The organism is Streptomyces sp. NPDC049837, from assembly GCF_040674455.1.
Lineage (GTDB): Bacteria > Actinomycetota > Actinomycetes > Streptomycetales > Streptomycetaceae > Streptomyces.
The window spans coordinates 80,970-107,329 of record NZ_JBFAMP010000017.1 but is presented as its reverse complement, the minus strand read 5'-3'; the positions used below and the strand labels follow the sequence as shown (position 1 = coordinate 107,329).

The window sequence follows — 26,360 nt, the reverse complement described above, 5'->3', positions numbered from 1 at the left end:
GGGCGCACGGGGGCGTCACGGGAGCATGGAGATCCCGGTGGGCGTCGTCACGAACCTGATCCGGGCCACTTCCAGTCGGTGATCTCGGCCGGGTCGGTCCCCGTGCGGCGCAGCTCCGCGCGCAGCCGGTCGCGGTGGTGGGCGTAGGCGGCGGCCAGGTCGCCGGTGACGGGTGAGCGGCCGCGCAGGTGGCGCAGCGCGGTGATGGCGAGGTCGTGGCGGGAGACGCCGTTGCCGGCCAGCAGGTCGTAGGGCGTGGTGGTGGTGCCCTCCTCGACGTAGCCACGGACGTGGAAGCGGGCCGGGTGGGGCCGGCCGTGCAGCAGTTGGTGGACGGCCGCCGGGTAGCCGTGGAAGTCGAACACGACGTGCGTGTCCGTGCCGAACAGCTCCCGGAAGTCGGCGTCCGCCATGCCGTGCGGGTGCCGGTCGGGCGGGGCGAGCACGCACAGGTCGACGACGTTGACGACGCGGACGCGCGCGTCCGGCAGGTCGCGGCGCAGCAGGTCGGCGGCGGCGAGCGTCTCGACCGTCGGGATGCCGCCCGCGCAGGCGAGGATCACCTCCGGGTCCTCGCCGTCGTGGGTGGACGCCCAGCGCCAGGTGGAGGCGCCCGCCGCGCAGTGCCGGCGGGCGTCCGCCAGGTCGAGCCACTGGGCGGCGGTGTGCTTGCCGGCCACGACCAGGTTGATCCGGCCGGTGTCGGCGAGCAGCCGCTCCATGGTGACGAGGAGGGTGTTGGCGTCGGGCGGGAGGTGGACGCCGGTGACGGTGCTCTTCTTGGTGAGGAGGTTGTTGATGAAGCCGGGGCCCTGGTGGCTGTAGCCGTTGTGCTCCTGGCGCCATCCCTCGCTGGTCAGCAGGTACGTGAGGCTGCTGACGGGGGTGCGCCAGGGCACCTCGTGGGACATCTTCAGCCACTTGGCGTACTGGTTGAGCATGCTGTCGACGACGGAGGCGAACGCCTCGTACGTCGGGAACAGCCCGTGGCGGCCGGTCTGGAGATATCCCTGGATCCAGCCCTGGCAGTTGTGCTCGGACAGCACTTCCATGACGCGTCCGTCGCGGGCGAGGTCCTCGGCGTACTCGTCCACGGGCCACGCGTAGGCGCGGCCGCTCGCGCCGAGGACGCTGTCGAGTTTGTTGGAGGCCAGTTCGTCCGGCGACACGATCCGGAAGTCCCGGCCGCGCTGCGTGCGGTGCATGATCTCCGTCAGCCAGGCGGCGAGCACCCGGTTGGGGCTCGCGGAGGCCGTGCCGGGGCCCGCGCCGACGTCGACGGCGTACGGTTCGAGCGGCGGCAGGTCCAGGGGGCGGCGCAGGCGGCCCCCGTCGGCGGCGGGGTTCATGCCGATGCGGCGCTCGCCCTCGGGGCAGGCGGCCAGGACGTACGGGCGGGGGCGGCCCTCCCCGTCGAACAACTCGTCCGGCCGGTAGGAGCGCAGCCACGCCTCCAGGGCCTTGAACTGTTCGTCGTCCTCGTGGACGCCGGCCAGGGGGACCTGGTGGGCGTGGAAGGTGCCCTCGATGCGGCGGCCGCCGACCTCGTAGGGGGCGCCCTGGCCCTTGAGGCTGCGCAGCACGAGCATCGGCCAGGCGGGCCGGGCCGGCCGGTCCCCGGCGCGGGCGCGGCGCTGGATGCCGGTGATGGCCGTGTGGGCGTCGCGCACCGCGGAGACGACCACGTCGGGGTCCTCGGTGGCGTCGACGATACGGGGGTCCCAGCCGTAGCCGCGGAAGAGCGCCGTCAGCTCGTCGTCGGTCATGGTGGCGAAGAGCGTCGGCGAGGAGATCTTGTAGCCGTTCAGGTGGAGCACGGGCAGTACCGCGCCGCCGGTGACGGGGTCGAGGAACTTGGTGGAGTGCCAGGCGCCGGCGGTCGGTCCGGTCTCCGCCTCCCCGTCGCCGACGATGCAGGCCACGAGGCGCCCTGGGGCGTCGAAGGCGGCTCCGAAGGCGGTGGACAGGGCGTAGCCGAGCTCGCCGCCCTCGTGGATGGTGCCGGGGACGGCCGGTGAGAGGTGGCTGGGGAAGCCGTCGGGGGCGCAGTAGCGGCGGGCCAGCTCCGTCAGGCCGCTTCCGGTGCGCGCGAGCGCGGGGTCGTAGTGCTCGTGGGTGCCCTCCAGCCACAGGTTGGCGTGGTTGGCCGGGGCGCCGTGGCCGGGGCCGGTGACCAGGAGGACGTCGGTGCCGCGCTCCTTGATGAGGGTGTTGAGTGCCGCGTACACCATGGTGATGCCGGGGCACGAGCCCCAGTGGCCGAGCAGTCGCGGCTTGAGGTGCTCGCGGCGCAGCGGCTCACGGAGCAGGACGTTGTCCCGGAGGAAGATCAGGGTGGCGGCGGCATAGTCGGCGGCGCGCCGGTAGGCCCGCGTTCCGTGGGTGTCCCGCTCCATGAAGCACCTTCCCTCGTCCGTCAGCCCGCGGCCTCGTCGCCGGTGCTGCCCGCCGTGGTGGCCGCTCCGGTGCCGGCCGCCTCGCCGAGGCCCGGCGCGACGGAGCCGCGTTCGCTGACGCCGAGGGCCACCTTCGTCCAGCCGCTCTCCCGGCGGTCGAACGTCCGGTACGCCTCGATGGCGTCCTGGACGCCGGCCCAGCGGGTGATCAGCGGGGTCGGGTCCAGCGTGCCGGAGGCGACGAGGGACACCAGGTGGGGCAGGTAGCGCCGGTGGTTGCAGTTGCCCGACTTCAGCGTGAGGTTCTTCATGAACGCCTCGCCGAACGGATAGTGCTGGACCTGCGGCGGGTAGACGCCGACCGTTCCGACGGTGCCCGCCTTGGCGGCCATCCGGACCGACCAGCGGGCCGCCAGCGTGGGGGCGTCGCCGGGCACCCAGGTGTCGCCGTCGGGGTGTGCCCCGGGGGCCGCCTCGGCGCGCTCGTGGTCGAACTCCTCCGCCTGGTCGCGCAGCGCCTCGGCGGCCGGGCCACGGGTGGGGCGCTGCGCGTCCACGCCGACGGCGTCGATCACCCGGTCGACGCCGATGCCGCCGGTCAGGTCCCGTACGGCCGCGACGGGGTCCTCGGCGTTGAAGTCGACGGTCTCGGCGTGCTGGCGCCGGGCGAGCTCCAGCCGGTCGGCGAGCCCGTCGACCACGATGATCCGCCCCGCGCCCTGGAGGCGCGCGCAGGCCACGGCCGCCTGGCCGACCGGTCCGGCCCCGACGACGGCGACGGTGTCGCCGGTGCCGACCTCGGCGAGCTTCGCGCCGAACCAGGCGGTGGGGTAGATGTCGGAGAGGAGGATCGCCTGCGCGTCGTCGACGGTGTCGGGCAGCGGTACCAGGCCGACGTGCGCGTACGGTACGCGTGCGTACTCGGCCTGGAGTCCGTCCAGGCCGCCCGCCGCCTCCGGGCCGCCGAAGAAGACGGTGCCCGCGCCCGGGCCGCCGGGGTTGGCGTTGTCGCACTGCGCGTAGTACCCGGCGCGGCAGTAGCTGCACGTGCCGCACGCCACGGTGGAGGGCACGACCACCCGGTCGCCCGGCCTGAAGTTCCGTACGCCGCCGCCCACCTCCTCGACGATGCCGACCGCCTCGTGTCCGAGCACCCGGCCCTCGCGGAGGCCCGGCATCGTGCCACGGATGAAGTGCAGGTCCGTCCCGCAGATGGCGGACGAGGTGATCCGGACGATCGCGTCATGGGCGTCCTGGATCTTCGGCTCCGGTACGTCGTCCAGGCGTACGTCGCCGATGGCGTGCCACACCACGGCCTTCATGAGCACTCCCCTGGGGTCCCGATCTTCCCGAACAGGGCCGCGAGTGCCCGGCCCGGGACGGGCGAAACAACCCGTGCGGGCGGGGTACCCGCAGGGCGGCAGACGGGCTCCCACCCGGTGCGACGTGACGGAAGCGAGGCAGCACGATGCGTTTCCAGGACCGCAGGGAGGCCGGTCGGGAACTGGCCGCCCGGCTTGTCGAGCGGCAGCGGCAGGGCCGGCTGGACGATCCGGTCGTGCTGGCGCTGCCACGCGGGGGCGTGCCGGTGGCCGACGAGCTGGCCCGGGCGCTGCACGCGCCCCTGGACGTCCTCGTCGTCCGCAAGATCGGCGCGCCGTACAACCCGGAGGTCGGCATCGGAGCCGTCACCGGGGACCAGCCGCCCATCTTCGACGAGCGGGCGCTGGCGGTGCTCGACCTGACGCCCGAGCGGATGCGCGGGCAAGTCGACGCCGAGCGGGCGGAGTTGCGGCGCCGGGAGGGGCTGTACCGGGGCGGCCGTCCGGCCCCGGAGCTGGCCGGGCGCACCGTCGTGATCGTCGACGACGGGCTGGCCACCGGTGTCACCGCCCGCGCCGCGTGCCGCGCGGTGCGCGCCGCCGGCCCCGCCCATCTGCTGCTGGCGGTGCCGGTGTGTTCCAGCCAGGCGGTGGCGGCGTTGCGCGGGGAGGCGGACGAGATCGTGTACGTGTACCAGCCGCCGCACTTCGAGGCGGTGGGCCAGTGGTACGACGACTTCGACCAGCTCACCGACGACGAGGTGATCCGGACGCTGAGCGCCGCGCACGGCGGCTGAGCACGCCCGCCGGCGCGGTCAGGTGTGGCCCTCCCCGCGCTCGTCCGGCTCCCCCGGCGGGGACGCCACGCCCCGGCCGGGTTCGACGACGTCGCGGCGGCCCGCGGTGTGGGCCTTCTCCAGGTCGGCGATGCCCGGGTGGTGCAGGTCGAAGGCGGGTGATTCGGAGCGGATGCGGGGCAGCGTCGTGAAGTTGTGGCGGGGCGGCGGGCAGGAGGTGGCCCACTCCAGGGAGCGGCCGTAGCCCCACGGGTCGTCCATGTCGACGCGCTTGCCGTACCTGGCGGTCTTCCAGACGTTGTAGAGGAACGGCAGGGTCGACAGGCCGAGCAGGAAGGACCCGAGCGACGACAGGGTGTTGAGCGCGGTGAATCCGTCGGCGGCGAGGTAGTCGGCGTACCGGCGCGGCATGCCTTCCGCGCCCAGCCAGTGGTGGACGAGGAACGTCAGGTGGAAGCCGGCGAGCAGGGTCCAGAAATGGATTTTCCCCAGGCGTTCGTCGAGCATTTTGCCGGTCATCTTGGGCCACCAGAAATGGAATCCGGCGAACGTCGCGAAGACGATGGTGCCGAAGAGCACGTAGTGGAAGTGGCCGATGACGAAGTAGCTGTCGGTGACGTGGAAGTCCATCGGCGGCGACGCGAGGATGACGCCGGTCAGACCGCCGAAGAGGAAGGTGACGAGGAATCCGATCGACCACAGCATCGGGGTTTCGAAGGTGATGGAGCCCTTCCACAACGTACCGATCCAGTTGAAGAACTTCACACCGGTCGGCACGGCGATGAGGAAGCTCAGGAAGGAGAAGAACGGCAGGAGTACCGCTCCGGTGACGAACATGTGGTGTGCCCACACCACCATCGACAGGCCGGTGATGGCGATGGTGGCGCCGATCAGCCCGATGTAGCCGAAGAGCGGTCTGCGGGAGAAGACGGGCAGGATTTCGGTCACCACTCCGAAGAACGGCAGCGCCACGATGTACACCTCGGGGTGGCCGAAGAACCAGAACAGGTGCTGCCACAGCAGTGCCCCGCCGTTCGCGGCGTCGAAGACATGGGAGCCGAACTGGCGGTCGGACTCCAGGACCAGGAGCGCGGCGGCGAGCACCGGGAAGGCCATCAGTACCAGGACCGAGGTCAGCAGGACGTTCCAGGTGAAGACGGGCATGCGGAACATCGTCATGCCCGGTGCGCGCATACCGACGATGGTGGTGATGAAGTTGACCGCGCCGAGGATGGTGCCGAATCCGGAGAGCGCCAGCCCCATGATCCACAGGTCGGCACCGATACTGGGTGTGCGTTCCAGGCTGTTGAGCGGTGCGTAGGCCGTCCAGCCGAAGTCGGCGGTTCCGTTGGGTGTCAGCGCACTGCCGACGACCATGAGGCCGCCGAAGAGGAACAGCCAGTACGAGAACATGTTGAGCCGCGGGAACGCGACGTCCGGCGAGCCGATCTGCAAGGGCATCACGGCGTTGGCGAATCCCACGAAGGTGGGCGTGGCGAAGAGCAGCAGCATCACGATCCCGTGCAGCGTGAACGCCTGGTTGTACTGCTCCTGGGAAATCAACTGCATGCCGGGGCGGGCGAGTTCGGCGCGCATCACCATGGCGAGCGCACCGGCGATGAGGAAGAAGGCGAACGACGTGACGAGATAAAGGAGAGCGATCTTCTTGTGGTCCGTCGTGGTCAGCCAGTCCACGACGACCCGGCCCCTGCCTCGCCGCGCCACCGGTACCGGGGCGACCGGCTCCGTCGATGTCACCATACGAATCCTCATCAACGCACACGCACGGGCAGGACGCGCGGCAAAGTACCCCCTTACCGCCCTCCGAAACGCTATGCGTTTTCGCGTTGACGCCGTGTGCTTTGCACCCGTACAGCGCTGGATACGTCACTCGTATTGGGCAGCGCCCAGCGCGCTCCCGCTTATTGACAGGCGCCCCCGCCGCCCCGACACTCGTCGCACCCAGGCGAGTGAACATAGTTTCACTACGCGAACACACCGTTCTCCAGGGGCTGATATGACGTCACCGCCGCACACGTTCCGTACGGTCTTCCCGGTGCTGGCCCTGTGCTGGCTGGCCGTCTTCTTCGACGGGATGGACGTCAACATCTACGGCGCCGTCATGCCGCACATGCTCGACGACCCCGGGCTCGGGCTGACCCCGGCGAGCGCGGGCACGATCGGGAGCTGGACGACGTTCGGCATGCTCATCGGGGCGCTCGTCGCCGGGAACGTCACCGACTGGCTGGGCCGGCGGCCGCTGCTGGTCGCCAGCATCACGCTGTTCTCGTTCGGCTCGGCGCTGTGCGCCCTCGCCGCGAGCCCGGCGTCCTTCGGCGCCGGACGGTTCGTCGCGGGCCTCGGGCTGGGCGGCCTGATGCCGCTGTGCCTGGCCATGGTGATGGAGTTCGCGCCGCCGCGCCGGGCCGCCCTGACGACGGGTCTGCTGATGACCTCGTACCACGCGGGCGGCATGGCCGCGACGGGCCTCGGGCTGACGGTGGCGCCGTCCGCCGGATGGCGCTGGGTGTTCTGGGCGGGCGCACTGCCGGCGGTCGTCGCCGTACCGCTGCTGCTGAAGCTGCTGCCCGAGTCGCCGGGCGTGCTGCTGGCGCGCGGCGACCGGGGGCGGGCGGACGCGGTCGCCGACCGGTACGGACTGCCGCGGCCGACGCCCGTCGAGGCCCCGGCCGCCGGGGCGAGGGGCCGGCTGGACGCGGTGCGCGCCCTGTTCGCGCCCGGGTCGCGGTGGGCGACGCCGCTGCTGTGGCTGGCGTCCTTCAGCGGGCTGCTGCTGGTGTACGGGGTGTCCACCTGGCTGCCGCAGATGATGCGTGCCAACGGCTACGACCTCGGCTCCTCGGTGAGTTTCCTGCTGGTCATCAACGCGGGCGGCATCGTCGGCCTGCTCATCGCGGGGCGTACCGCCGACCGGTTCGGCGCCGTGCGCGTCTCGGCGATCTGGTTCGTGCTCACCGCGGCCGGGGCCCTGCTGCTGAAGTCGCAGCTCCCGCTGGGGTGGACGTACGTGGTGGTGGCGTGCACCGGGGTGGTGCTGTTCAGCGCGCAGGTCATGGTGTACGCGGCCACGAACACCCTCTACCGCGACAGCGAGCGCGCCGCTGGCCTCGGCTGGGTCGCCGGCGTGGGCCGTACCGGTGCGGTGTTCGGCCCGTGGCTGGGCGGGGTACTGGCGGCGAGCGGCCACGACACCTGGGGGTTCACCGCCTTCGCGCTGGCCGGGCTGCTGGGCGCCGCCGCCATGGTCTGCGTACCGCTCGCCGCGGGGGCGACGCGTCAGCGGGCGGTGGCGAAGGGCAGCCCGGTGTAGTTCGAGGCCAGTTCGGCGGCGGCGTGCGGTGAGCTCGCGATCCGGTCGAGCTGGGCGAGCTGGAGGCGGGTGTCGAACGCCGACTGATCCGGGTCGGTGTGGAGGGTCGTCGTCATGAAGTACGAGAAGTGCTCGGCCCGCCACACCCGCCGCAAGCACCGGTCGGAGTACGCCTCCAGCGGACCCTCCGAGCCGGTGGTGTGCCGGAGCGCGAGGGCCTCGGCCAGGACGGTCACATCACCGATCGCCAGGTTGAGGCCCTTGGCGCCGGTCGGTGGCACGATGTGCGCGGCGTCCCCGGCGAGGAAGAGCCGTCCGTGGCGCATCGGTTCGGTCACCCAACTGCGCATCGGCAGCACCGCCTTCTGTGTGACGGGGCCCCGCTTCAGCCGCCAGTCGGGCTCGGCGTCGACCGCGAACCGGGCGTCGAGCTCGTCCCAGATCCGCTCGTCGGGCCAGTCGGCCGGGTCGGTGCCGTTCGGCACCTGGAGGTAGAGGCGGCTGACGGTCGGCGTGCGCATGCTGGCGAGGGCGAAGCCCCGCTCGGAGTGGGCGTAGATCAACTCGTCGTACACGGGCGGCGCTTCGGCGAGGATGCCGAGCCAGGAGTACGGGTAGGTGCGCTCGTACGTCCTCCGCAGCCCCTCGGGTATGGCGCTGCGGGCGATGCCGTGGAAGCCGTCGCAGCCGACGACGTAGTCGCAGGTGAGGGTCTGCTCGCGCCCCTCGTGGGTGTAGCGGACGAGGGGCCGCGCCGTGTCGGCGCCCTCGATGGCGTGGACCTCGGCGCCGAAGAACAGGGGCCCGCCCTCGGAGAGCTGAAGGGAGATCAGGTCCTTGACCACCTCCGTCTGGGCGTACACCGTCACCCTGCGCCTGCCGACGAGGGACGGGAAGTGCACACGGTGGGCGCGGCGCCCGAAGCGCAGTTCGATGCCGTCGTGGACCAGGCCCTCGCGGTCGAGGCGGCCCCCGGCACCGGCCGCGCGCAGGACGTCGACGGTGCCCTGTTCGAGGATGCCGGCGCGCTGGCGCCGCTCGACGTAGGAGCGGTCGCGGCTCTCCAGGACGACGCTGTCGATGCCCGCGCGGTGGAGCAGCCGGGCGAGCAGCAGTCCGGCAGGGCCGCCGCCGACGATCCCCACAGTGGTGTGCATGGAGGCTCCTGTTCGTGTAGTGAAGTAAACTTCACAGCGTTGGGTGGGGTGAGTGTGCGCCCGGTGCCCGATGCTGTCAACGCCCGTGTCGCTGTCAACGCCCGTGTCCCACCGCCGGAGAGCCGATGTCTGCCACCAGCCCCGCGGATCCACCGCCCGAGGCCGTCGCCCCGCTGATGCGCGGCATCGCCGTCCTGCGCGCGCTCACCGACGCCGACGGGGTGCTCAGCCTGAGCGCGCTGGAACGCGCCACCGGGCTCGCCCGTGCCACCGTCGACCGGGTCACCGCCACCCTCGCCCGGATGGGGTACGTCCGCCTCGACGGCCGTGACGCCACCCTGGCCCCGCGCCTGATGGAGCTGGGCAACGCCTACCTGGCCGCGATCCGCCTCCCCGGCCTGCTCGACGGCCGCGCCGACGCCCTCGCCGACGAGCTGGACGAGTCGGTGTCCCTCGCGGTCGCCGACCAGGACGGCATCCGCTTCATCCACCAGGCGACCCGGCGCCGCGCCATGTCCCTCAGCTTCCGCATCGGCGACCTGCTGCCCGCCGAGCGCACCGGGCCGGGGCCGCTGTTCGCCGCCGACTGGACGGACGAGGAGTGGGAGCGGTGGCGCGAGTGGCGCGCCGCCGACTCCGAGGAGCGCCGCTTCCCCGCCGTACCCCCGCGCGCCCGGCGCCACGAGGACGACTTCGAGCAGCGCGCGGCCGAGGCGCGGACGCGCGGCTGGGCGCTCGACGACCAGCGCATCGAACCGGGCCTGGTCGCCCTCGCCGTGCCGGTGCGCGCGCCCGGCGGGCGGGTGGCGTGCGCGGTGAGCGTGGTGAGCCACACCAGCCGGCACAGCGCCGAGTCCCTGCGGGAGGCGGCGCTGCCCCGGCTGCGCGCGGCCGTGCGGGAGATGGAGCGGGAGCTGCGCGAGGCGCGGCCGCCGGTGGCCGGCGAAACGCCGGGAGCGGGCCTCGCCGCCTGGACCGGGGCGTCCAAACAGGAACTGGGCCGGGACTTCATCGAGTCGCTGGCCCGCGGGCTGACCGTGATCACCGCGTTCGGCGAGGGCCGGGACGCCCTGACGCTCACCGCGGTCGCCGAGGCCACCGGCCTGGCCCGCGCCACCGCCCGCCGCGCCCTGATCACCCTGGAGCACCTCGGGTACGTCTCGGCGCACGAGCGGACGTTCCGCCTCACCCCGCGCGTCCTGGGCCTCGGGTATCCCCCGCTGTCCCGCACCACGCTGCCCGCCATCGCGGCACCCCACCTGGCGGCGCTCGCCACCCGGGTGCACGATTCGGCGTCGCTCGCGGTCCTGGACGGCGACGACATCCGGTACACGGCCCGCGTGGCGACGAGCCGGATCATGAGTGTCAACATCACCGTCGGGACGCGCTTCCCGGCGTACGCGACCTCGATGGGCCGGGTGATGCTGGCGGCGCTCGCGCCGGCCGAGCGCGCCGGGCGGCTGGCCCGCACCGACCTGGACCCGCTCACTCCGCACACCGTCACCGACCCCGCCGAGCTGGCCGCGATCCTGGATTCCGTCGCCCGGTCCGGGTACGCCCTGGTCGACGAGGAGCTGGAGGAGGGCCTCCGCTCCATCGCCGTACCGGTCCGCGACCGCGCCGGGACGGTCGTCGCCGCCGTCAACGTGGCCATGCACAGCGTGCGGCGCACCGCCGGGGAGTGCGTGCACGAGCTGCTGCCCGAGCTGCGGGCGGCGGCGGACCGGATCGAGGCCGACCTGCGGGTCGCGGGCCGCTTCACCCGGATCGCGACGGTGTGAGCGCGGTGAGCGGTCAGAAGACGGAGAGGCCGGTGAGCGTCGTGAAGCGGTCCAGCGCCGCCACGCCCGCCACCGAGTTGCCGCGCCGGTCCAGGCCCGGGCTCCACACGCACAGGGTGCAGTGGCCGGGTACGACGGCGATGATGCCGCCGCCGACGCCGCTCTTGCCGGGCAGTCCGACGCGGTAGGCGAAGTCGCCCGCCGCGTCGTAGGTGCCGCACGTCAGCATGACCGCGTTGATCTGCTTGGCCTGGCTGCGGGTGAGCAGCGTCGAACCGTCGGCCCGTATGCCGTGCCGGGCGAGGAACCCGGCGGCCAGCGCCAGGTCGCCGCAGGACGCCTCGACCGAGCACTGGCGGAAGTACTGGTCGAGCAGGTCCGGAACCGGGTTGGTGATGTTGCCGTACGACGCCATGAAGTGGGCGAGGGCGGCGTTGCGGTCGCCGTGGGCGGTCTCGGAGGCGGCGACCTTCTCGTCGAAGTCCAGGGCGGGGTTGCCGCTCTCGGCGCGGAGGAAGTCCAGCAGGCTGCCGGAGGCGTCGCCGGTCAGGGTCTGGAGCCGGTCGGTGACGACGAGGGCGCCCGCGTTGATGAACGGGTTGCGCGGGATGCCGTTCTCGTACTCCAACTGCACCAGCGAGTTGAACGGGTTGCCGGACGGTTCGCGCCCCACGCCCTCCCACAGGGTCTCGCCGTCCGCCGCGAGCACGAGGGCGAGGGTGAAGACCTTGGTGATGGACTGGGCCGAGAAGGGCTGCTGCCAGTCCCCCACCCCGTAGACCGTGCCGTCGAGCCCGGCGACGGCCATCCCGAAGCGGTCCGGGTCGGCCTCGGCGAGCAGCGGGATGTAGTCGGCGGGGCGGCCGCGGCCGGGGGTGGCGGCGATGTCGGCGGCGATGCGGTCCAGGACGGGCCGGAAGTCCGTGACGGGCTGGGAGGAGCGTGACACGGCCCCCACATTACGGGCTACGCCAGGGCCGGCAGCACCCGGTCGGGGGTGAGCGGCAGCTCGCGGAAGCGGACGCCGGTGGCGTGGTGCAGGGCGTTGCCGATGGCGGCCGGGGTGCCGACGATGCCGATCTCGCCGATGCCCTTGCTGCCCATCGGATTGAGGTGGGTGTCGTGCTCCTCGACCCAGTGCGCGTCGATGTCCGGCACGTCGGCGTGGCTCGGTACGTGGTAGGACGCCAGATCCCGCTCGGCGAAGTCCCCGAAGGCCGGGTCCACGGTGCTGTGCTCGGTCAGCGCCATGCCCAGCCCCATGACCATGCCGCCGACGAGCTGCGAGCGGGCCGTGCGCGGGTTGAGGATGCGCCCGGCGGCGTACACGCCGAGCAGCCGCCGCACCCGCACCTCCCCGGTGCCGGTGTCGACCTGGACCTCGGCGAAGTGGGCGCCGAAGGCGTGCCGGGCGAACGGCGGGGTCTCCTCGGCCTCCTCGGTGGTGTCGGCGGAGGCGGACAGGCCCTCGGCGGGCAGCGGGCCCACGCGGTGGGCCAGCCGCTCGGCCAGGCGCGTGCACGCCCGGTGCACGGCCCAGCCCCAGGAGGCGGTGCCGGAGGAACCGCCGGCGAGCGGGGCGTACGGCAGGCGGGTGCTGCCGATGCCGATGTGTACGGAGGCGAGGGGGGCGCCGAGGGCGTCGGCGGCGATCTGGGCGAGGACGGTCCGGGCGCCGGTGCCGATGTCGGTGGCGTTGACGCGGACGTCGTAGCCGCCGTCGTGGCGGGCGGTGGCGGTGGCCGTGGACGGTGAGACGAGCACCGGGTAGGTGGCGGCGGCGACCCCGGTGCCGGTGAGCAGCGTGCCCTCGCGGCGGACGCCGGGGCGCGGGTCGCGGTCGGACCAGCCGAAGCGGCGGGCACCCTCGCGGAGGCAGGCGACGAGGTTGCGGCTGCTGAAGGGCAGGCCGCTGTCCGGTTCGGTGGCGGGCTCGTTGCGGAGGCGCAGCTCGACGGGGTCCAGGCCGAGGGCGCCGGCGAGTTCGTCCATGGCCGACTCCAGCGCGTACATGCCGGGTGCCTCGCCGGGGGCGCGCATCCAGGAGGGGCTCGGGACGTCGAGGCGGACGACGTGGTGGTCGGTGAGGCTGTGCCGGGAGGCGTACATGACGCGTGCGGGGACGGCGCCGTACTCGACGAACTCCTTCACGCGTGAGGTGTGGGCGGTGACCTCGTGGCTGAGGCTGATGAGGGTGCCGTCGCGGTCGGCGCCGAGCCTGACGCGCTGGATGGTGGGCGCGCGGTGGCCGACGACCGTGGCGAGGTCTTTGCGGGGCAGGGCGAGTTTGACGGGCCGGCCGGTGTGGCGGGCGGCCATCGCGGCGAGCACGACGTGCGGGCGGGGCGTGCCCTTGGAGCCGAACCCGCCGCCCACGTGCTCGGAGACGACCGTGACCCGGTCCTTGGGGAGGCGGAAGAGCCTGGCCAGCGCGGTGCGGACGGGGTTCGCGCCCTGGCTGGAGTCGTAGACCGTGAGGTGGGCCCCGGCGCCCTCGCCGTCCCAGCGGGCGTAGGCGGCGTGCGGCTCCATCGGGTGGTTGTGCAGCGGCGGAACGCGGTACGTGGCGTCCACGCGGACGGGCGCGGCGGCGAAGGCCTCCTCGGCGTCGCCGCGCTCGCGGCGGGCGGGCTGACCGCCGGCCTCCTCGGGGCGGTAGGCGTCCGGGTGGCCGGGGGTGAGGGTGACGTCGTGCGGTTCGGTGGCGTACGTGACGTGGACGGCGGCCGCGGCGGCGCGGGCGTCCTCCAGGGTCTCGGCCACGGCGAGGGCGACGTACCAGCCCCGGTGCGGCACGGTGGCGTCCTGGAGGACGGCGAGCGTCGGGTCGTCGGCCTCGCCGAGGCGGGGTGCCGTGTCGGGGGTGAGGACGGCGAGGGTGCCGGGCAGGGCGAGGGCGGCGGCCGTGTCGACGGCGGTGACCCGGCCGCGGGCGATGGTGGCCGGCACGGGCCAGGCGTAGGCGCAGTCGGGCGGGGTGCGGGCCAGTTCGGTGGCGTAGCGGGCGGCGCCGGTGACCTTGTCGCGTCCTTCGAGGCGCTCGGTGGCGGTGCCGAGCGCGGGGGCGGGCGCGGCGGGGACCCGGGGGTGGGTCCGGGGCCGGGTGGACGTCATCGGGAGTCCTCCGGGGTCAGGGGCGGGCCAGTTCGGACAGGACGCGGCAGGCCAGGTTGCGGGCGAGCGGCACCTTGAAGGCGTTGTCCCGCAGCGGCTGGGCCAGCCCGAGTTCGGCGTCCACCGCGTGGGCGATGGCGTGCTCGGTTGGCGCGGCGCCGAGCAGCGCGGTCTCGGTCAGCCGGGCCCGCCACGGGCGGTGGGCGAGGCCGCCGAAGGCGAGGCCCGCATGGCGTACGGTCCCGTCCTCGGCGAGGTCGAGGACGGCGGCGACGGAGGCGAGCGCGAAGGCGTACGAGGCGCGGTCGCGGGCCTTGCGGTACGCGGAGGGGAGCCCCGCCGTGGTGGGCGGCAGGACGACCGCGGTGATCAGCTCGCCGGGCCGGATGACGGTGTCCCGCTCGGGGTGGTCGCCGGGCAGCCGGTGGAACTCGGCCACCGGTACGGACCGTTCGCCGTCGGGACCGTGCAGTTCGACGGTGGCGTCGAGGGCGGCGAGGGCGACGGCCATGTCGGAGGGGTGCGTGGCGATGCAGTGCGGGGAATGGCCGAGGACGGCGTGGTCGCGGTGGATGCCGTCGCGGGCGCCGCAGCCGGTGCCGGGCTCGCGCTTGTTGCAGGGCCTGGCGGTGTCCTGGAAGTACGGGCACCGGGTGCGCTGGAGCAGGTTGCCACCGGTGGTGGCGATGTTGCGGAGCTGGCCGGACGCCCCGGCGAGCAGCGCCTGTGACAGGACGGGATGGCGGTCGCGTACGAGGGGGTGGGCGGCGAGGTCGCTGTTACGCACGGTCGCGCCGACGCGCAGGGCCCCGTCGGGCAGTTCCTCGACGGTGTCGAGCGGCAGGCGGCTGACGTCGACGAGGGTGTCGGGCACCTCGACCCCGTGCTTCATCAGGTCGACGAGGTTGGTGCCGCCGGCGAGGTAGCGGGCGCCGGGGCGCGCCGCGTGGGCGGTGGTCGCCTCCTCGACGCTGGCGGCGCGTACGTAGGCGTAGGGCTTCACCGGGTCACGTCCTGAACGGCGGCGACGATGTTGGGGTAGGCGCCGCAGCGGCACAGGTTGCCGCTCAGCCGCTCGCGGATCTCCGCGGGCGTGAGCTCCACGGGGCCCTGACCGGAGGGCCGGCCGGGATCGGTGACGTGTGAGGGGTGCCCGGCGGCGGCCTCGGCGAACACGCCGACGGCCGAGCAGAGCTGGCCGGGCGTGCAGTAGCCGCACTGGAAGGCGTCCCGGTCGAGAAAGGCCTGCTGGACCGGGTGCAGCTCGCCGCCGGCGGCCAGGCCCTCGACGGTGATCACGTCGGCTCCGTCCTGGGCCACCGCGAGGAGCAGGCAGCTATTGGCGCGCCGCCCGTCGACGAGCACGGTGCACGCCCCGCACTGCCCGTGGTCGCACCCCTTCTTGGCCCCGGTCAGCCCGAGGTGCTCGCGCAGGAGGTCGAGCAGCGTGGCGCGGTGGTCGACGGTGAGGCTCCGGGGCTCGCCGTTGATCTGGAGGGTGAGGCGCGACCGGGTGGTGTCCGGGTCCGGGTCCGGGGCGTGGGGCGGGTCCGGGAGGGGGCCGGGGTCCGGCATCGGGTCCGGGGCCGGGTCGGGCGACGGCGTGGGGTCCGGGATGGGGTCCGGGATCGGGGGCGTGTGCGCGGCGCTCATCAGCGGATCTCGTCGGCCTCGTCGGGCACGGTGTGCACGGCGGCCTCCTCGGCGGACGCCGCCGCTCCGGCGATGCCGACGTCCCGGGCGACCACGTCCTTCTCGTCGTCGGTGCGTACGCCCTCGTCCGGTGCTACGAGGCGTCCGGAGCGGTCGCGGCCGACCTGGTCGTCGAGGGGCTCGCCGTCGCCGCCGGGGAGGTCGCCGATGCCGTTGGAGTCGTCCGGCTCCTGGAGGGCGGGGTCGGGCACCTCCTCGGAGAGCCGCTGGTCGAGCGTCTCGCCCTCGCGCTGCTCGCGGGCGGTCGTCCCCACGTGGTTGACGGCCAGCGGCCGCTCGGGTGGCGACCAGCCTTCGTCGTAGGGGTCCGCCTCGCGGTCCGACAGGGTGTCCTCGGGGTCGAGGATGCCGTCGTCCTCCCTGCCCTCGGCGTCGTCCGGCTGGTAGACGTTGTCGCCCATCGCTTCTTCGGTTCCCATGGCGTGGCTCCCGTGTGCTGCTCCTGCTCGTGTGCCGGCGTCTGCCGACGTATGCCTGCGTACGCCTGATCGCGTATCCAGCCTGGAACAGGTCACACATCCTGGCATTCCGGACAGCACGGCGGCCCGGCGGACGGTGTCCGCCGGGCCGCCGGGGAGGGGTGTCACTTACCGAATGCGTCCTTCGCCTTCTTGCCCGCCTGGCGCAGATCGCCCTTGGCGCGCTCCGCGCGGCCCTCGGCCGTCAAACGCTCGTTGCCGACCGCCCGGCCGGCCTTCTCCTTCGCCGCGCCCTTGACCTCTTCGGCCTTGGCGGAGGCTTTGCTGGAACCCTTCTTGCGAGCCATGACCACGCTCCTTCATCGGCGTCTGCCGAGCGCGTGCCCGGCGCCGCACGGAGCAAACCCGGACGCTCAGGACTGTTCCCGGTAATCCCTTCCGAACGTGGACACATCCCACGCCAGGACCCGTTCGGCCTCCCGGTGGGTCTGTTCGGCGAGCCTTCTCGCCTCGTTGAGCACGTCTCCGTGCTCCTCGACGAGCTGGTCGTATATCGGCGAGCCGGGAGGGCTGTGGCGCGGGATCACGTGCGGTTTCTCCTTCGAGCGCGGGCGACTGCGGGGCGCCGGGGCGGTCCCGGCGCACCGGCGCCTGCCCACGGCGCGCGGGATCATGCGGAATCCGTCCTACCGCTTGGTGGCCCACGCATGATCCGCCGGACACGACCTAATGCCGGCGCTCCTGCGTGAGGCGTACGCAGGCGGCGACGACCTCGCGGAGGCTGCCGGTGCGGTGCAGGAGGCGGCGCTGGACGCGGGCGCCGTTGCCGTCGCGCAGCACTTCGACGAGGCCCTGGCGGGCGTAGTCGAGGTCGCCGTTCTCGTCGAGGGCCTTCTCGATGTGGCCGAGCAGGGCGTACACGACGTCTTCGGCGGGGGCGGGGCGCATGGTGAGCGGGTGGACCAGCACGTCGTCCACGCCGGAGCGGCTGGCCCGCCAGGCCGCGGCGCGCAGCAGGCCGACGCCGTGGCGGGCGGGGGGCTCGCCCTCGCGCCACTCGCGGGCGGCGGTGTCCACCAGCCCGCGGGTCAGGGTGGCGAGGAGCGCGGTGGTGGACGCGTCGAGGCAGACGTCGGCGGCGCGGACCTCGACGGTGGGGTACTTGCGGGAGAGCCGGGCATCGAAGTAGATCATTCCCTCGTCGTGCAGGACGCCGGTGCCGATCAGGTCGCTGACCTGCTGGTGGTAGCGGCGCGCCGAGCCGAAGATCTCCACGGGGCCGGCCGAGGGCCAGCGGCCCCACACCCGGCTGCGGTAGCTGTTGTACCCGCTGTCGTGGCCCTGCCAGAAGGGCGAGTTGGTGCTCAGCGCGAGCAGGACGGACAGCCACGGCCGTATCCGGTCCAGGACGCCGACGCCCTCCTCGTCGGACTCGACCGACACGTGCACATGGCAGCCGCAGGTGAGCTGCTCCAGGGCCGTGAGGCCGAAGCGCTCCTGGATCCAGCGGTAGCGCTTGCCCTCGGTGAGGGCCGGGCCCACGGGCAGCGGCGAGGTGGCGAGGGCCACCACGGCCGCCCCGGCCTCCGCGGCGTGCCGGGCGGCCACCGCGCGCCAGCGTTCGACCTCGGCGGCCAGCTCACGCATCCCGGTCTGCGGGTGCGTGGCGAACTCGAGCTGCTGGCCCTGGAGTTCCTTGGTGAAGGCGTGGGCCCTGCCCCGGCTCTCCTTGGCCGCGATGGCCAGCACGGCCATGGACAGGGCGCGTGGCTCGCCGGTCCTCGGGTCCACCAGGAGGAGTTCCTCTTCCACTCCGACAGTGCGCAACGGAAACCACCTTTCCGATCGCATCCAGCGGGGACTGGTCCGGCGAGGACTGCGCGGGACGCACCATCATCCCGGCTCGGCAGGCTCAGCGCACCGGTCCGCCGGGCCTGGGCCGGGGATGTGGCGGGTTCCCGACGCCTCCGGCTTGAACCGCTCCGGGTACCCCGCCGCCGGGCGGATCACCCGCTCAGAACTCGTCGCCCGTGTTCGGCAGCAGTTCCGTGCGCAGGGCGGCGTCCAGCGCGGCCGCGGCGCCCTCGGTGTGCTCCGTCACGAGGCCCGCGCGCACCAGGTGCCGCACCTCCGTGCCGCCCAGGTAGCAGGCCGCCAGGTCCCGCACGTCGAAGCTCAGGTCGGGGGCGCCGTCCACCCGCTCGTACGAGCAGGTCCCCGGGGTGGCGGTGAGGCGGAAGCGGCCGGAGTTGGCGGGCAGGTGGTCGTCGCGGACGTCCAGCACGACGTCGACGGGCGCGGCCCAGGAGCGGCCGGTGAGCGCCGCCGCGGCGTCGACCAGCCGCACCCACAGGCCGGGGAACCTGCCCGTGACCCTTACCTGGTCTCGGTCGGCGGCGAACAGCGGCAGCGGGTCGTCCAGGGGGCGGCCCCAGGCGCGGACCGTGCCGGTGAGGTCGATGGACGCCACGTACCGCCACAGGGCGGCGGCCGCGGGGGCGTCGTCCGCCTCCAGCTCGTCGACCCGGACCACACCGGGCGTGCCGGTGTCGTCGTTGCCGGGCTTGGTGCGGTAGACGGCGTACCCGGCGATGGGCTCGCCCTCGGCGCCGAGGGCGACGATCCGGGGCGGGGACAGCTCGTCGTCCTCCTCGTCCTCCTCGGTCAGCCACTCGCCGCTCCAGCGCTCCGCGTCACGGGCGATCCGGCCCGCCCTGGCCGCCCGGGTGGCGTCGTAGTAGGGCCCGACGACCGCCGGGGCGTCGGGCGGGGCGATCAGCCGCAGCGGCCGTTCGTCGGGAGCGATGCGCAGCGTGAGCGGGCGGCGGGAGTCGATCTCGACGCTGAGGCACTCCATGGCGGGGCTGAAGCCGAAGCGGCCGTAGATGGCGTCCTCGGACGCCCACAGCGCGGCCAGCGGGCGGCCCTGCCGGGCCGCGCGCCGGAACAGCTCGGCGATCATCGCGGACAGGACGCCGCGCCTGCGGTGGGTCGGTGCGACGGAGACGAACGTCAGCCCGGGGCAGGGCAGCTCACCGCCGGGCACGGAGAGGGTGAAGGGGTGGGCGGCGACGAATCCGACCAGGGTGTCGCCGTCGTACGCGCCGATGCGCTCGCACTGGAGCACCAGCTCCCGGTGGTGCTTGCGCCGCTCCTCCTCCGGATGGTCGTGGAAGACCAGGTACACGAGCTCCATGGCCCGGTCCACATGGGCCTCGGGCACACTGCGGATGTCCATGCCTCCGGACTCTAGTCGCCGGATAACGGACAGGTCACGGGGGTTTTCCGCCGCCTTGACCGGGGGCTTTCCCCCGCCGCGGGCCGGCTCAGGCCACCGATCCGATACGGCCCGCCGGGGAGGAGTCCGGGCCGTCGTGGTGGATCGGGGTGTGGGCGCCCGTGAGGGAGACGCCGCTGCCGCCGCGCCGGTTGGCGACGATCTCCGCGCCGATCGACAGGGCCGTCTCCTCCGGCGTGCGGGCGCCGAGGTCGAGGCCGATCGGGGAGCGGAGGCGGGTCAGCTCCAGTTCGGTGACGCCGACCTCGCGGAGCCGCTTGTTGCGGTCCTCGTGGGTGCGGCGGGAGCCCATCGCGCCGATGTACGCGACGGGAAGCCTGAGGGCCAGTTCGAGCAGGGGGACGTCGAACTTGGCGTCGTGGGTGAGGACGCACAGCACGGTGCGGCCGTCCACCTCGGTGCGCGCCAGGTACTCGTGCGGCCACTCGACGACGACCTCGTCCGCCTCGGGGAAGCGGGCGGGCGTCGCGAAGACCGGGCGGGCGTCGCACACGGTGACGTGGTAGCCGAGGAACTTCCCCACCCGTACCAGCGCCGCCGCGAAGTCGATCGCCCCGAAGACGATCATGCGGGGGGCCGGCACGCTGGATTCGACCAGCAGGGTGAGCGGCTGCCCGCAGCGGGAGCCGTCCTCGCCGATGGTGACGGTGCCGGTGCGGCCGGCGTCGAGCATGGCGCGGGCCTCGCCCGCCGCCGTGCGGTCCAGCTCGGGGTGGCCGCCGAGGCTGCCCTCGTACGAGCCGTCGGAACGGACCAGCAGAGCCTGCCCCAACAGGTCTGCCGGCCCCTCCGTGATTCTGGCCAGAGCCGCCGCCTCCCCTCCGGCGGCGGCTCCGAGCGCGGCGGGATAGACCCCGCCGCGGACCGGGGTGACGAGGATGTCGATGATGCCGCCGCAGGTCAGGCCGACCGCGAAGGCGTCCTCGTCGCTGTAGCCGAAGCGCTCCAGGACGGTCTCGCCGTCCTCCAGCGCCTGCCGGCACAGGTCGTACACGGCCCCCTCGACACATCCACCGGAGACCGACCCGATCGCCGTACCCTCGCTGTCCACGGCGAGGGCGGCGCCCGGCTGCCGGGGCGCGCTGCCACCGACCGCCACCACGGTGGCGACGGCGAAGTCACGTCCCTGCTCGACCCACCGGTGAAGCTCTTCGGCGATGTCCAGCATGTCGGCCTCCTTACAGGCGGATGTGTGAGGGGGTCCCGTCAGTGCGCGGTACCCGTGGCGAAGTAGAAGATGAACACCGCGGACAGCACCCACATGAGGATGCTCGGTTCGCGCCACTTGCCCTGCGCGGCCTTGATGGCGCAGTACGCGATGACACCCGCGCCGACACCGGTGGTGATGGTGTAGGTGAACGGCATCAGGACGACCGTCAGGAAGACCGGGACGGCGACGGACCAGTCGCTCCAGTCCACGTGCCGGGCGTTCTGGAGCATCATCGCGCCGATGACGACCAGGGCGGCGGAGGCCACCTGACCCGGCACGAGCTGGGTCAGCGGGGTGAAGAACAGACACGCGGCGAAGAACAGACCGGTGACCGAGGCCGACAGGCCCGTGCGCGCACCTTCGCCGACGCCCGTGGCGGACTCGATGAAGACGGTCTGTCCGGAGGCACCCGTCGCGCCACCGATCGCGCCGCCGGCGCCGTCGATGAACAGGGCCTTGTTGAGGCCGGGCATCCGGCCCTGGGCGTCGGCGAGCTTGGCCTCCTGGCCGACGGCGATGATGGTCGCCATGGCGTCGAAGAAGCCCGCCAGCACCAGGGTGAAGACGATCATGCCGACGGTGGTGTAGCCGAGCTGTTCCCAGCCGCCGAACTCGACCTGGCCGAAGAGCGAGAAGTCCGGCATGGAGACGACGCTGCCGTGCAGGACCGGCGCCTTGCCGGCCCACTCGGCCTCGCTGATGAGGCCGGTCGCGGTGGCGACGACGGAGATGATCGTGCCGACCACGATGCCGAGCAGGATGGCCCCGGGCACCTTGCGGGCCTGGAGCATGAAGATCAGCAGGAGCGTGACGGCGAACAGCACGACCGGCCAGCCGGTGAGCGAACCGCCCACACCGAGGGTGACGGGACCGCCGCCCTCGCCCTTGCCGACGAAGCCCGCGTTGACGAAGCCGATCATCGCGATGAAGAGGCCGATGCCCATCGTGATGCCGTGCTTCAGCGCCAGCGGGATGGCGTTCATGATGACTTCACGAACACCGGTGACGACCAGCAGACAGATCACGGCGCCGTAGACGACGCACATGCCCATGGCCTGCGGCCAGGTCATTTCCGGGGCCACCTGGGTGGAGATGACGCCCGCGACACTCAGGCCCGCCGCGAGGGCGAGCGGGACCTTGCCGATGAAACCCATCGCCAGAGTGGTGACCGCTGCCGCGAGGGCGGTCGCGGTGATGAGGGCGGGCTGGCTCAGCTTGTCGCCGGCCGCGTCCGGACCGCCGAGGAGCAGCGGGTTGAGCAGGAGGATGTAGGCCATCGCCATGAAGGTGGTGATGCCGCCGCGCACCTCACGCGCGACCGTGGATCCTCTGTGGGTTATGTGAAAGTACCGGTCGAGCCAAGACCGTCCGGCGGGAACGCGGGAACCGGATCCCGCGTCTTCGGCGACGGTCTTCGGCTCCACTGACGACTGGGTCATGGTGCCTACTCCCAAGGTTCAAAGGGGCACCCGCATGCCCGTGGGGCAAAAGACTGCGGGATTTGGGATGGTGCGTTGGCTGCACGACCCGGGGGACGGCCCGAGACGAACGGGGTGATGCGGGGTTGAGCGGTACTGCGGTACTTCGTGGGGGGCGGTTGTGTGGGGGGCTGGGGACGGGTGGGGGGATGCTCCGGGCGGTGCGGGCGGTGGAAGTGTGACGTTCCCGGGAGGCACGCACCGCCCGGAGGGCTTACAGGGTGCCGGTGAGGTGCTCGGGGCGTACCGGCGTCTTGTTGAGCTCCAGGCCCGTCGCGTTCCGGATCGCCGCGAGGACGGCCGGGGTGGACGACAGGGTCGGGGCCTCTCCTATGCCGCGCAGGCCGTAGGGCGCGTGGTCATCGGCGAGCTCGAGCACGTCGACCGGGATGGTCGGGGTGTCGAGGATGGTGGGGATCAGGTAGTCCGTGAAGGAGGGGTTCTTCACCTTCGCGGTCTTGGGGTCGACGATGATCTCCTCCATGACCGCCACGCCCAGGCCCTGGGTGGTGCCGCCCTGGATCTGGCCGACGACGGACAGCGGGTTGAGGGCCTTGCCGACGTCCTGGGCGCAGGCCAGCTCGATGACCTTGACCAGGCCCAGCTCGGTGTCCACCTCCACCACCGCGCGGTGCGCGGCGAACGAGTACTGGACGTGGCCGTTGCCCTGGCCGGTACGGAGGTCGAAGGCCTCGGTGGGGCGGTGGCGCCACTCGGCCTCGATCTCGACGACCTCGTCCTCCAGGACGTCCACCAGGTCGGCGAGGACCTCGCCGCCGTCGGTGACGACCTTGCCGCCCTCCAGGATCAGCTCGGCCGTGGCCCACGCGGGGTGGTACGTGCCGAACTTCCGGCGGCCGATCTCCAGCACCTTCTCGCGCACGAGCTCGCAGGAGTTCTTGACCGCGCCACCGGTGACGTACGTCTGCCGGGAGGCGGAGGTCGAGCCGGCCGAGCCGACCTGCGTGTCGGCCGGGTTGATCGTCACCTGGGTGACGCCCAGCTCCGTGCGGGCGATCTGGGCGTGGACGGTGATGCCGCCCTGGCCGACCTCGGCCATCGCGGTGTGGACGGTGGCGACCGCCTCACCGTTGATGACCTCCATGCGCACCTTGGCGGTGGAGTAGTCGTCGAAGCCCTCGGAGAAGCCCACGTTCTTGATGCCGACCGCGTAGCCGACACCCCGGACGACGCCTTCACCGTGGGTGGTGTTGGACAGACCGCCGGGCAGCGCGCGGACGTCGGCGCCCTCGGTGGACTCCCACTGGCGCTCGGGCGGCAGGGGACGGGCCTTGACGCGGCGCAGCAGCTCGGCGACCGGGGCGGGCGAGTCGACCGGCTGGCCGGTCGGCATCAGGGTGCCCTGCTCCATGGCGTTGAGCTGGCGGAACTCCACCGGGTCCATGCCCAGTCGCGCCGCGAGCTTGTCCATCTGGGCCTCGTACGCGAAGCACGCCTGGACCGCGCCGAAGCCGCGCATGGCGCCGCAGGGCGGGTTGTTCGTGTAGAGCGCGATGGCCTCGATGTCGACGTCGTCGATGACGTACGGGCCGACGGAGAGCGAGGAGGCGTTGCCGACGACGGCCGGGGAGGCGGAGGCGTAGGCGCCGCCGTCCAGCACGATCTTGCACTTCATGTGCGTGAGCTTGCCGTCCTTGGTGGCGCCGTGCTCGTAGTACAGCTTCGCCGGGTGCCGGTGGACGTGCCCGAAGAAGGACTCGAACCGGTTGTAGACGATCTTGACCGGCTTGCCGGTGCGGAGGGCCAGGAGGCAGGCGTGGATCTGCATGGACAGGTCCTCGCGGCCGCCGAAGGCACCGCCGACGCCGGAGAGCGTCATGCGGACCTTCTCCTCGGGCAGGCCGAGGACGGGGGCGATCTGGCGGAGGTCCGAGTGCAGCCACTGGGTCGCGACGTACAGGTCGACACCGCCGTCCTCGGCGGGCACGGCCAGGCCGGACTCCGGGCCGAGGAAGGCCTGGTCCTGCATGCCGAAGGTGTACTCGCCCTCGACGATCACATCGGCCCGCTTACGGGCCTCCTCCACGTCGCCGCGGACGATCGGCTGGCGGTGCACGATGTTCGGGTGCGGGACGTGACCGGCGTGGTGGTCATCGCGGCCCGGGTGCAGCAGCGGCGCGTCGGGGGCGAGGGCGGAGGCCTCGTCGGTGACGACGGGCAGCTCCTTGTACTCGACCTTGATCTTCGCGGCCGCGCGGCGGGCGGTCTCCGGGTGGTCGGCCGCGACCAGGGCGACCGGCTCACCGTGGTGGCGTACCCGGCCGTTGGCGAGGACCGGGGTGTCCTCGATCTCCAGGCCGTAGTTCTTCACCTCGGTGGGCAGGTCCTCGTAGGTCAGGACGGCGTACACGCCGGCCTGGGCGAGGGCCTCGGAGGTGTCGATGGAGACGATCTCGGCGTGGGCGACGGTCGAGCGCAGGATCTGGCCCCACAGCATGTCCTCGTGCCACATGTCCGAGGAGTAGGCGAACTCGCCGGTGACCTTCAGGGTGCCGTCGGGGCGCAGCGTCGACTCGCCGATGCCGCCCTTGGTCTGGGACCCCTGGGTGACCTTGGTGGGAGTGCCGGCCGGGGCGGCGGCGACTCGGGTGTTCTGGGACATGGTCAGACCGCCTCTCCCTGACGTTCCTGACGGGCGGCCGCGAGGCGGACGGCGTCGAGGATCTTCTCGTAACCGGTGCAGCGGCAGAGGTTGCCGGAGAGCGCCTCGCGGATGTCCTCATCGGACGGGGAGGGGTTGCGCTCCAGCATCTCGTCGGCCGCGACCAGCAGGCCCGGGGTGCAGAAGCCGCACTGGACGGCGCCCGCGTCGATGAAGGCCTGCTGGATCGGGGAGAGCTCGGTGCCCTCGCCGGTCTGGGAGTCGGTGCCCTTGGCGGACCACGCCTGAGCGTCCTGGAGCGACGTACCGGAGGAGCCACACGCGCCGGTGCCGCACGTGCCGCTGTGCTCGGCACGCTGCTTGGCGTAGTCGGCGAGGCCCTCGACGGTGACGACCTCGCGGCCCTCGACCTGGCCGGCGGCCACGAGGCAGGAGCAGACCGGGACGCCGTCCAGGCGGACCGTACAGGAGCCGCACTCGCCCTGCTCGCAGGCGTTCTTCGAACCGGGCAGGCCCAGGCGCTCACGCAGAACGTAGAGGAGGGACTCGCCCTCCCAGACGTCGTCGGCTTCCTGCGGACGTCCGTTGACCGTGAAATTCACGCGCATGGTTATGCAGCTCCTTCAAGGGTGCGGCCGGTGCCGCGGTACTGCTCCCAGGTCCAGCCGAGCGTGCGGCGGGCCATGATGCCGACGGCGTGGCGGCGGTACTTGGCCGTTCCCCGCACGTCGTCGATCGGGTTGCAGGCCCCGGAGGCGAGCTCCGCGAACTGCTTGGCGATCGAGGGAGTGATGATCTTGCCGCTCTCCCAGAACCCGCCCTCTTCGAGCGCGGCGTTCAGGAAGTCCTCGGCCTCCTTCGCCCGTACGGGCGTGGGGGCGGCCGAGCCGATACCGGTCCGCACGGTCCGGGTCTCCGGGTGCAGCGCCAGACCGAAGGCGCACACCGCGATCACCATCGCGTTGCGGGTACCCACCTTGGAGTACTGCTGCGGCCCGTCGGCCTTCTTGATGTGGACCGTCTTGATGAGCTCGTCCGGAGCGAGCGCGTTGCGCTTGACGCCCGTGTAGAACTCGTCGATCGGGATGAAGCGGGAGCCGCGCACGGACTCCACCTCCACCTCGGCACCGGCCGCCAGGAGGGCGGGGTGCGCGTCGCCGGCCGGGGACGCCGTGCCCAGGTTGCCGCCGACACCGCCGCGGTTGCGGATCTGCGGCGAGGCCACGGTGTGCGAGGCGAGCGCCAGACCGGGCAGCTCGGCCCGCAGGTGCTCCATGATCTGGGTGTACGGGACGGAGGCGCCCAGCCGGACGTTCTCCTCGCCGACCTCCCACTCGCCGAGCAGCTCGATGCGGTTCAGGTCCAGCAGGTACTCGGGCCGCCGGTGGTCGAAGTTGATCTCGACCATGACATCGGTGCCACCCGCGATGGGCACAGCCGTGGGGTGCTCGGCCTTGGCGGCGAGCGCCTCCTCCCAGCTTGCGGGGCGAAGGAAGTCCATGAGTGGCTCTCTTCTACGTGATCCGGTGATCAGAGGCCCGGCGGTCCGTGATCCTGGTGATCGACGTGTTCCGGGTTCCGTGTGATCAAGTGGTTCGCTGGGGCTCGGGGGACGGCCGGCCCACGTCTTCGTCTTCATGTTCATGTGCTGTTAACGCGTTGTGGCCCCAGTACACCCAGCGGTGCTCCGCCCGGTGCAGTCACCGAAACCATGAAGGAGT

21 protein-coding genes are annotated in these 26,360 nt (G+C 72.7%); 3 read left to right on the top strand and 18 right to left on the bottom strand.

The annotated features are described in order from the left end of the window. Positions 1 to 47: 47 nt before the first annotated feature. Together AB0J57_RS33100 and AB0J57_RS33095 are read right to left on the bottom strand one after the other, a co-directional pair. Positions 48 to 2,396 carry a phosphoketolase family protein gene (locus tag AB0J57_RS33100; RefSeq protein ID WP_366132094.1) on the bottom strand — a complete coding sequence of 783 codons (2,349 nt, stop codon included), beginning with the start codon at positions 2,394 to 2,396 and terminating at the stop codon, positions 48 to 50. Positions 2,397 to 2,416: 20 nt separating this feature from the next. Beyond that, positions 2,417 to 3,718: a zinc-dependent alcohol dehydrogenase gene (locus tag AB0J57_RS33095; RefSeq protein WP_366132093.1), complete on the bottom strand. Its 1,302-nt coding sequence runs from the start codon at positions 3,716 to 3,718 to the stop codon at positions 2,417 to 2,419. Between the two features lie 146 nt (positions 3,719 to 3,864). On the opposite strand from AB0J57_RS33095, the gene AB0J57_RS33090 reads away from it, so the two are divergent. Further along, positions 3,865 to 4,515: a phosphoribosyltransferase family protein gene (locus tag AB0J57_RS33090; RefSeq protein WP_366132092.1), complete on the top strand. Its 651-nt coding sequence runs from the start codon at positions 3,865 to 3,867 to the stop codon at positions 4,513 to 4,515. An 18-nt stretch (positions 4,516 to 4,533) separates the two neighbouring features. On the opposite strand, the gene ctaD is transcribed toward AB0J57_RS33090, so the two are convergent. Next, a complete protein-coding gene (gene ctaD, locus AB0J57_RS33085; RefSeq protein WP_366132091.1) occupies positions 4,534 to 6,276 on the bottom strand; it encodes a cytochrome c oxidase subunit I in 1,743 nt (580 codons plus the stop codon). A 256-nt stretch (positions 6,277 to 6,532) separates the two neighbouring features. Between ctaD and AB0J57_RS33080 the strand changes: the two genes are divergently transcribed. Further along, complete coding sequence (locus AB0J57_RS33080; RefSeq protein WP_366132090.1) at positions 6,533 to 7,846, top strand: aromatic acid/H+ symport family MFS transporter; 1,314 nt, start codon at positions 6,533 to 6,535, stop codon at positions 7,844 to 7,846. Here AB0J57_RS33080 and AB0J57_RS33075 read toward each other — a convergent pair. After that, positions 7,813 to 9,003, bottom strand: coding sequence for a 4-hydroxybenzoate 3-monooxygenase (locus AB0J57_RS33075; protein ID WP_366132089.1), 1,191 nt, complete (start codon positions 9,001 to 9,003; stop codon positions 7,813 to 7,815). The two genes, AB0J57_RS33080 and AB0J57_RS33075, sit on opposite strands and share 34 nt — an antisense overlap. Positions 9,004 to 9,128: 125 nt before the next feature. Here AB0J57_RS33075 and AB0J57_RS33070 point away from each other — a divergent pair, with 125 nt between their 5' ends. Further along, positions 9,129 to 10,784 carry an IclR family transcriptional regulator C-terminal domain-containing protein gene (locus AB0J57_RS33070; RefSeq protein WP_366132088.1) on the top strand — a complete coding sequence of 552 codons (1,656 nt, stop codon included), beginning with the start codon at positions 9,129 to 9,131 and terminating at the stop codon, positions 10,782 to 10,784. Between the two features lie 13 nt (positions 10,785 to 10,797). Here AB0J57_RS33070 and AB0J57_RS33065 read toward each other — a convergent pair whose 3' ends face one another. The 14 genes from AB0J57_RS33065 to AB0J57_RS33000 form a co-directional block, all read right to left on the bottom strand. Further along, positions 10,798 to 11,733, bottom strand: coding sequence for a glutaminase (locus tag AB0J57_RS33065; protein WP_366132087.1), 936 nt, complete (start codon positions 11,731 to 11,733; stop codon positions 10,798 to 10,800). A gap of 17 nt (positions 11,734 to 11,750) precedes the next feature. Further along, positions 11,751 to 13,898 carry a xanthine dehydrogenase family protein molybdopterin-binding subunit gene (locus tag AB0J57_RS33060; RefSeq protein WP_366132085.1) on the bottom strand — a complete coding sequence of 716 codons (2,148 nt, stop codon included), beginning with the start codon at positions 13,896 to 13,898 and terminating at the stop codon, positions 11,751 to 11,753. A 16-nt stretch (positions 13,899 to 13,914) separates the two neighbouring features. Further along, on the bottom strand, positions 13,915 to 14,901 hold the full coding sequence (locus AB0J57_RS33055; protein WP_366132084.1) for a xanthine dehydrogenase family protein subunit M: 987 nt from the start codon (positions 14,899 to 14,901) through the stop codon (positions 13,915 to 13,917). Beyond that, positions 14,898 to 15,473 (bottom strand): 2Fe-2S iron-sulfur cluster-binding protein, encoded by a 576-nt coding sequence (locus AB0J57_RS33050; protein WP_366132105.1) that lies wholly within the window; start codon positions 15,471 to 15,473, stop codon positions 14,898 to 14,900. The genes AB0J57_RS33055 and AB0J57_RS33050 overlap by 4 nt, the downstream gene beginning before the upstream one ends. A 77-nt stretch (positions 15,474 to 15,550) precedes the next feature. Continuing rightward, a complete protein-coding gene (locus AB0J57_RS33045) occupies positions 15,551 to 16,030 on the bottom strand; it encodes a DUF5709 domain-containing protein (protein WP_366132083.1) in 480 nt (159 codons plus the stop codon). A 164-nt stretch (positions 16,031 to 16,194) separates the two neighbouring features. Further along, positions 16,195 to 16,377 carry a CsbD family protein gene (locus tag AB0J57_RS33040; RefSeq protein WP_366132082.1) on the bottom strand — a complete coding sequence of 61 codons (183 nt, stop codon included), beginning with the start codon at positions 16,375 to 16,377 and terminating at the stop codon, positions 16,195 to 16,197. A 66-nt stretch (positions 16,378 to 16,443) separates the two neighbouring features. Further along, positions 16,444 to 16,617, bottom strand: coding sequence for a hypothetical protein (locus AB0J57_RS33035; protein WP_366132081.1), 174 nt, complete (start codon positions 16,615 to 16,617; stop codon positions 16,444 to 16,446). A 139-nt stretch (positions 16,618 to 16,756) separates the two neighbouring features. After that, positions 16,757 to 17,857 (bottom strand): glutamate--cysteine ligase, encoded by a 1,101-nt coding sequence (locus AB0J57_RS33030; RefSeq protein ID WP_366132080.1) that lies wholly within the window; start codon positions 17,855 to 17,857, stop codon positions 16,757 to 16,759. Between the two features lie 187 nt (positions 17,858 to 18,044). Continuing rightward, the gene (locus tag AB0J57_RS33025) at positions 18,045 to 19,268 is read right to left on the bottom strand and encodes a GNAT family N-acetyltransferase (RefSeq protein ID WP_366132079.1); all 1,224 of its coding nucleotides are present in this window, start codon (positions 19,266 to 19,268) and stop codon (positions 18,045 to 18,047) included. Positions 19,269 to 19,356: 88 nt separating this feature from the next. Next, positions 19,357 to 20,496 (bottom strand): XdhC/CoxI family protein, encoded by a 1,140-nt coding sequence (locus AB0J57_RS33020; RefSeq protein ID WP_366132078.1) that lies wholly within the window; start codon positions 20,494 to 20,496, stop codon positions 19,357 to 19,359. Between the two features lie 38 nt (positions 20,497 to 20,534). Next, the gene (locus AB0J57_RS33015; RefSeq protein ID WP_366132077.1) at positions 20,535 to 21,977 is read right to left on the bottom strand and encodes an NCS2 family permease; all 1,443 of its coding nucleotides are present in this window, start codon (positions 21,975 to 21,977) and stop codon (positions 20,535 to 20,537) included. A gap of 253 nt (positions 21,978 to 22,230) precedes the next feature. Further along, entirely contained in the window at positions 22,231 to 24,639 is a 2,409-nt protein-coding gene (gene pucD / locus AB0J57_RS33010) for a xanthine dehydrogenase subunit D (RefSeq protein ID WP_366132075.1), read from the bottom strand. A gap of 2 nt (positions 24,640 to 24,641) precedes the next feature. Further along, on the bottom strand, positions 24,642 to 25,247 hold the full coding sequence (locus AB0J57_RS33005; RefSeq protein WP_366132074.1) for a (2Fe-2S)-binding protein: 606 nt from the start codon (positions 25,245 to 25,247) through the stop codon (positions 24,642 to 24,644). A gap of 2 nt (positions 25,248 to 25,249) precedes the next feature. Beyond that, positions 25,250 to 26,140, bottom strand: a complete 891-nt coding sequence (locus tag AB0J57_RS33000; RefSeq protein WP_366132073.1) for a xanthine dehydrogenase family protein subunit M — start codon at positions 26,138 to 26,140, stop codon at positions 25,250 to 25,252. Positions 26,141 to 26,360: the final 220 nt, after the last annotated feature.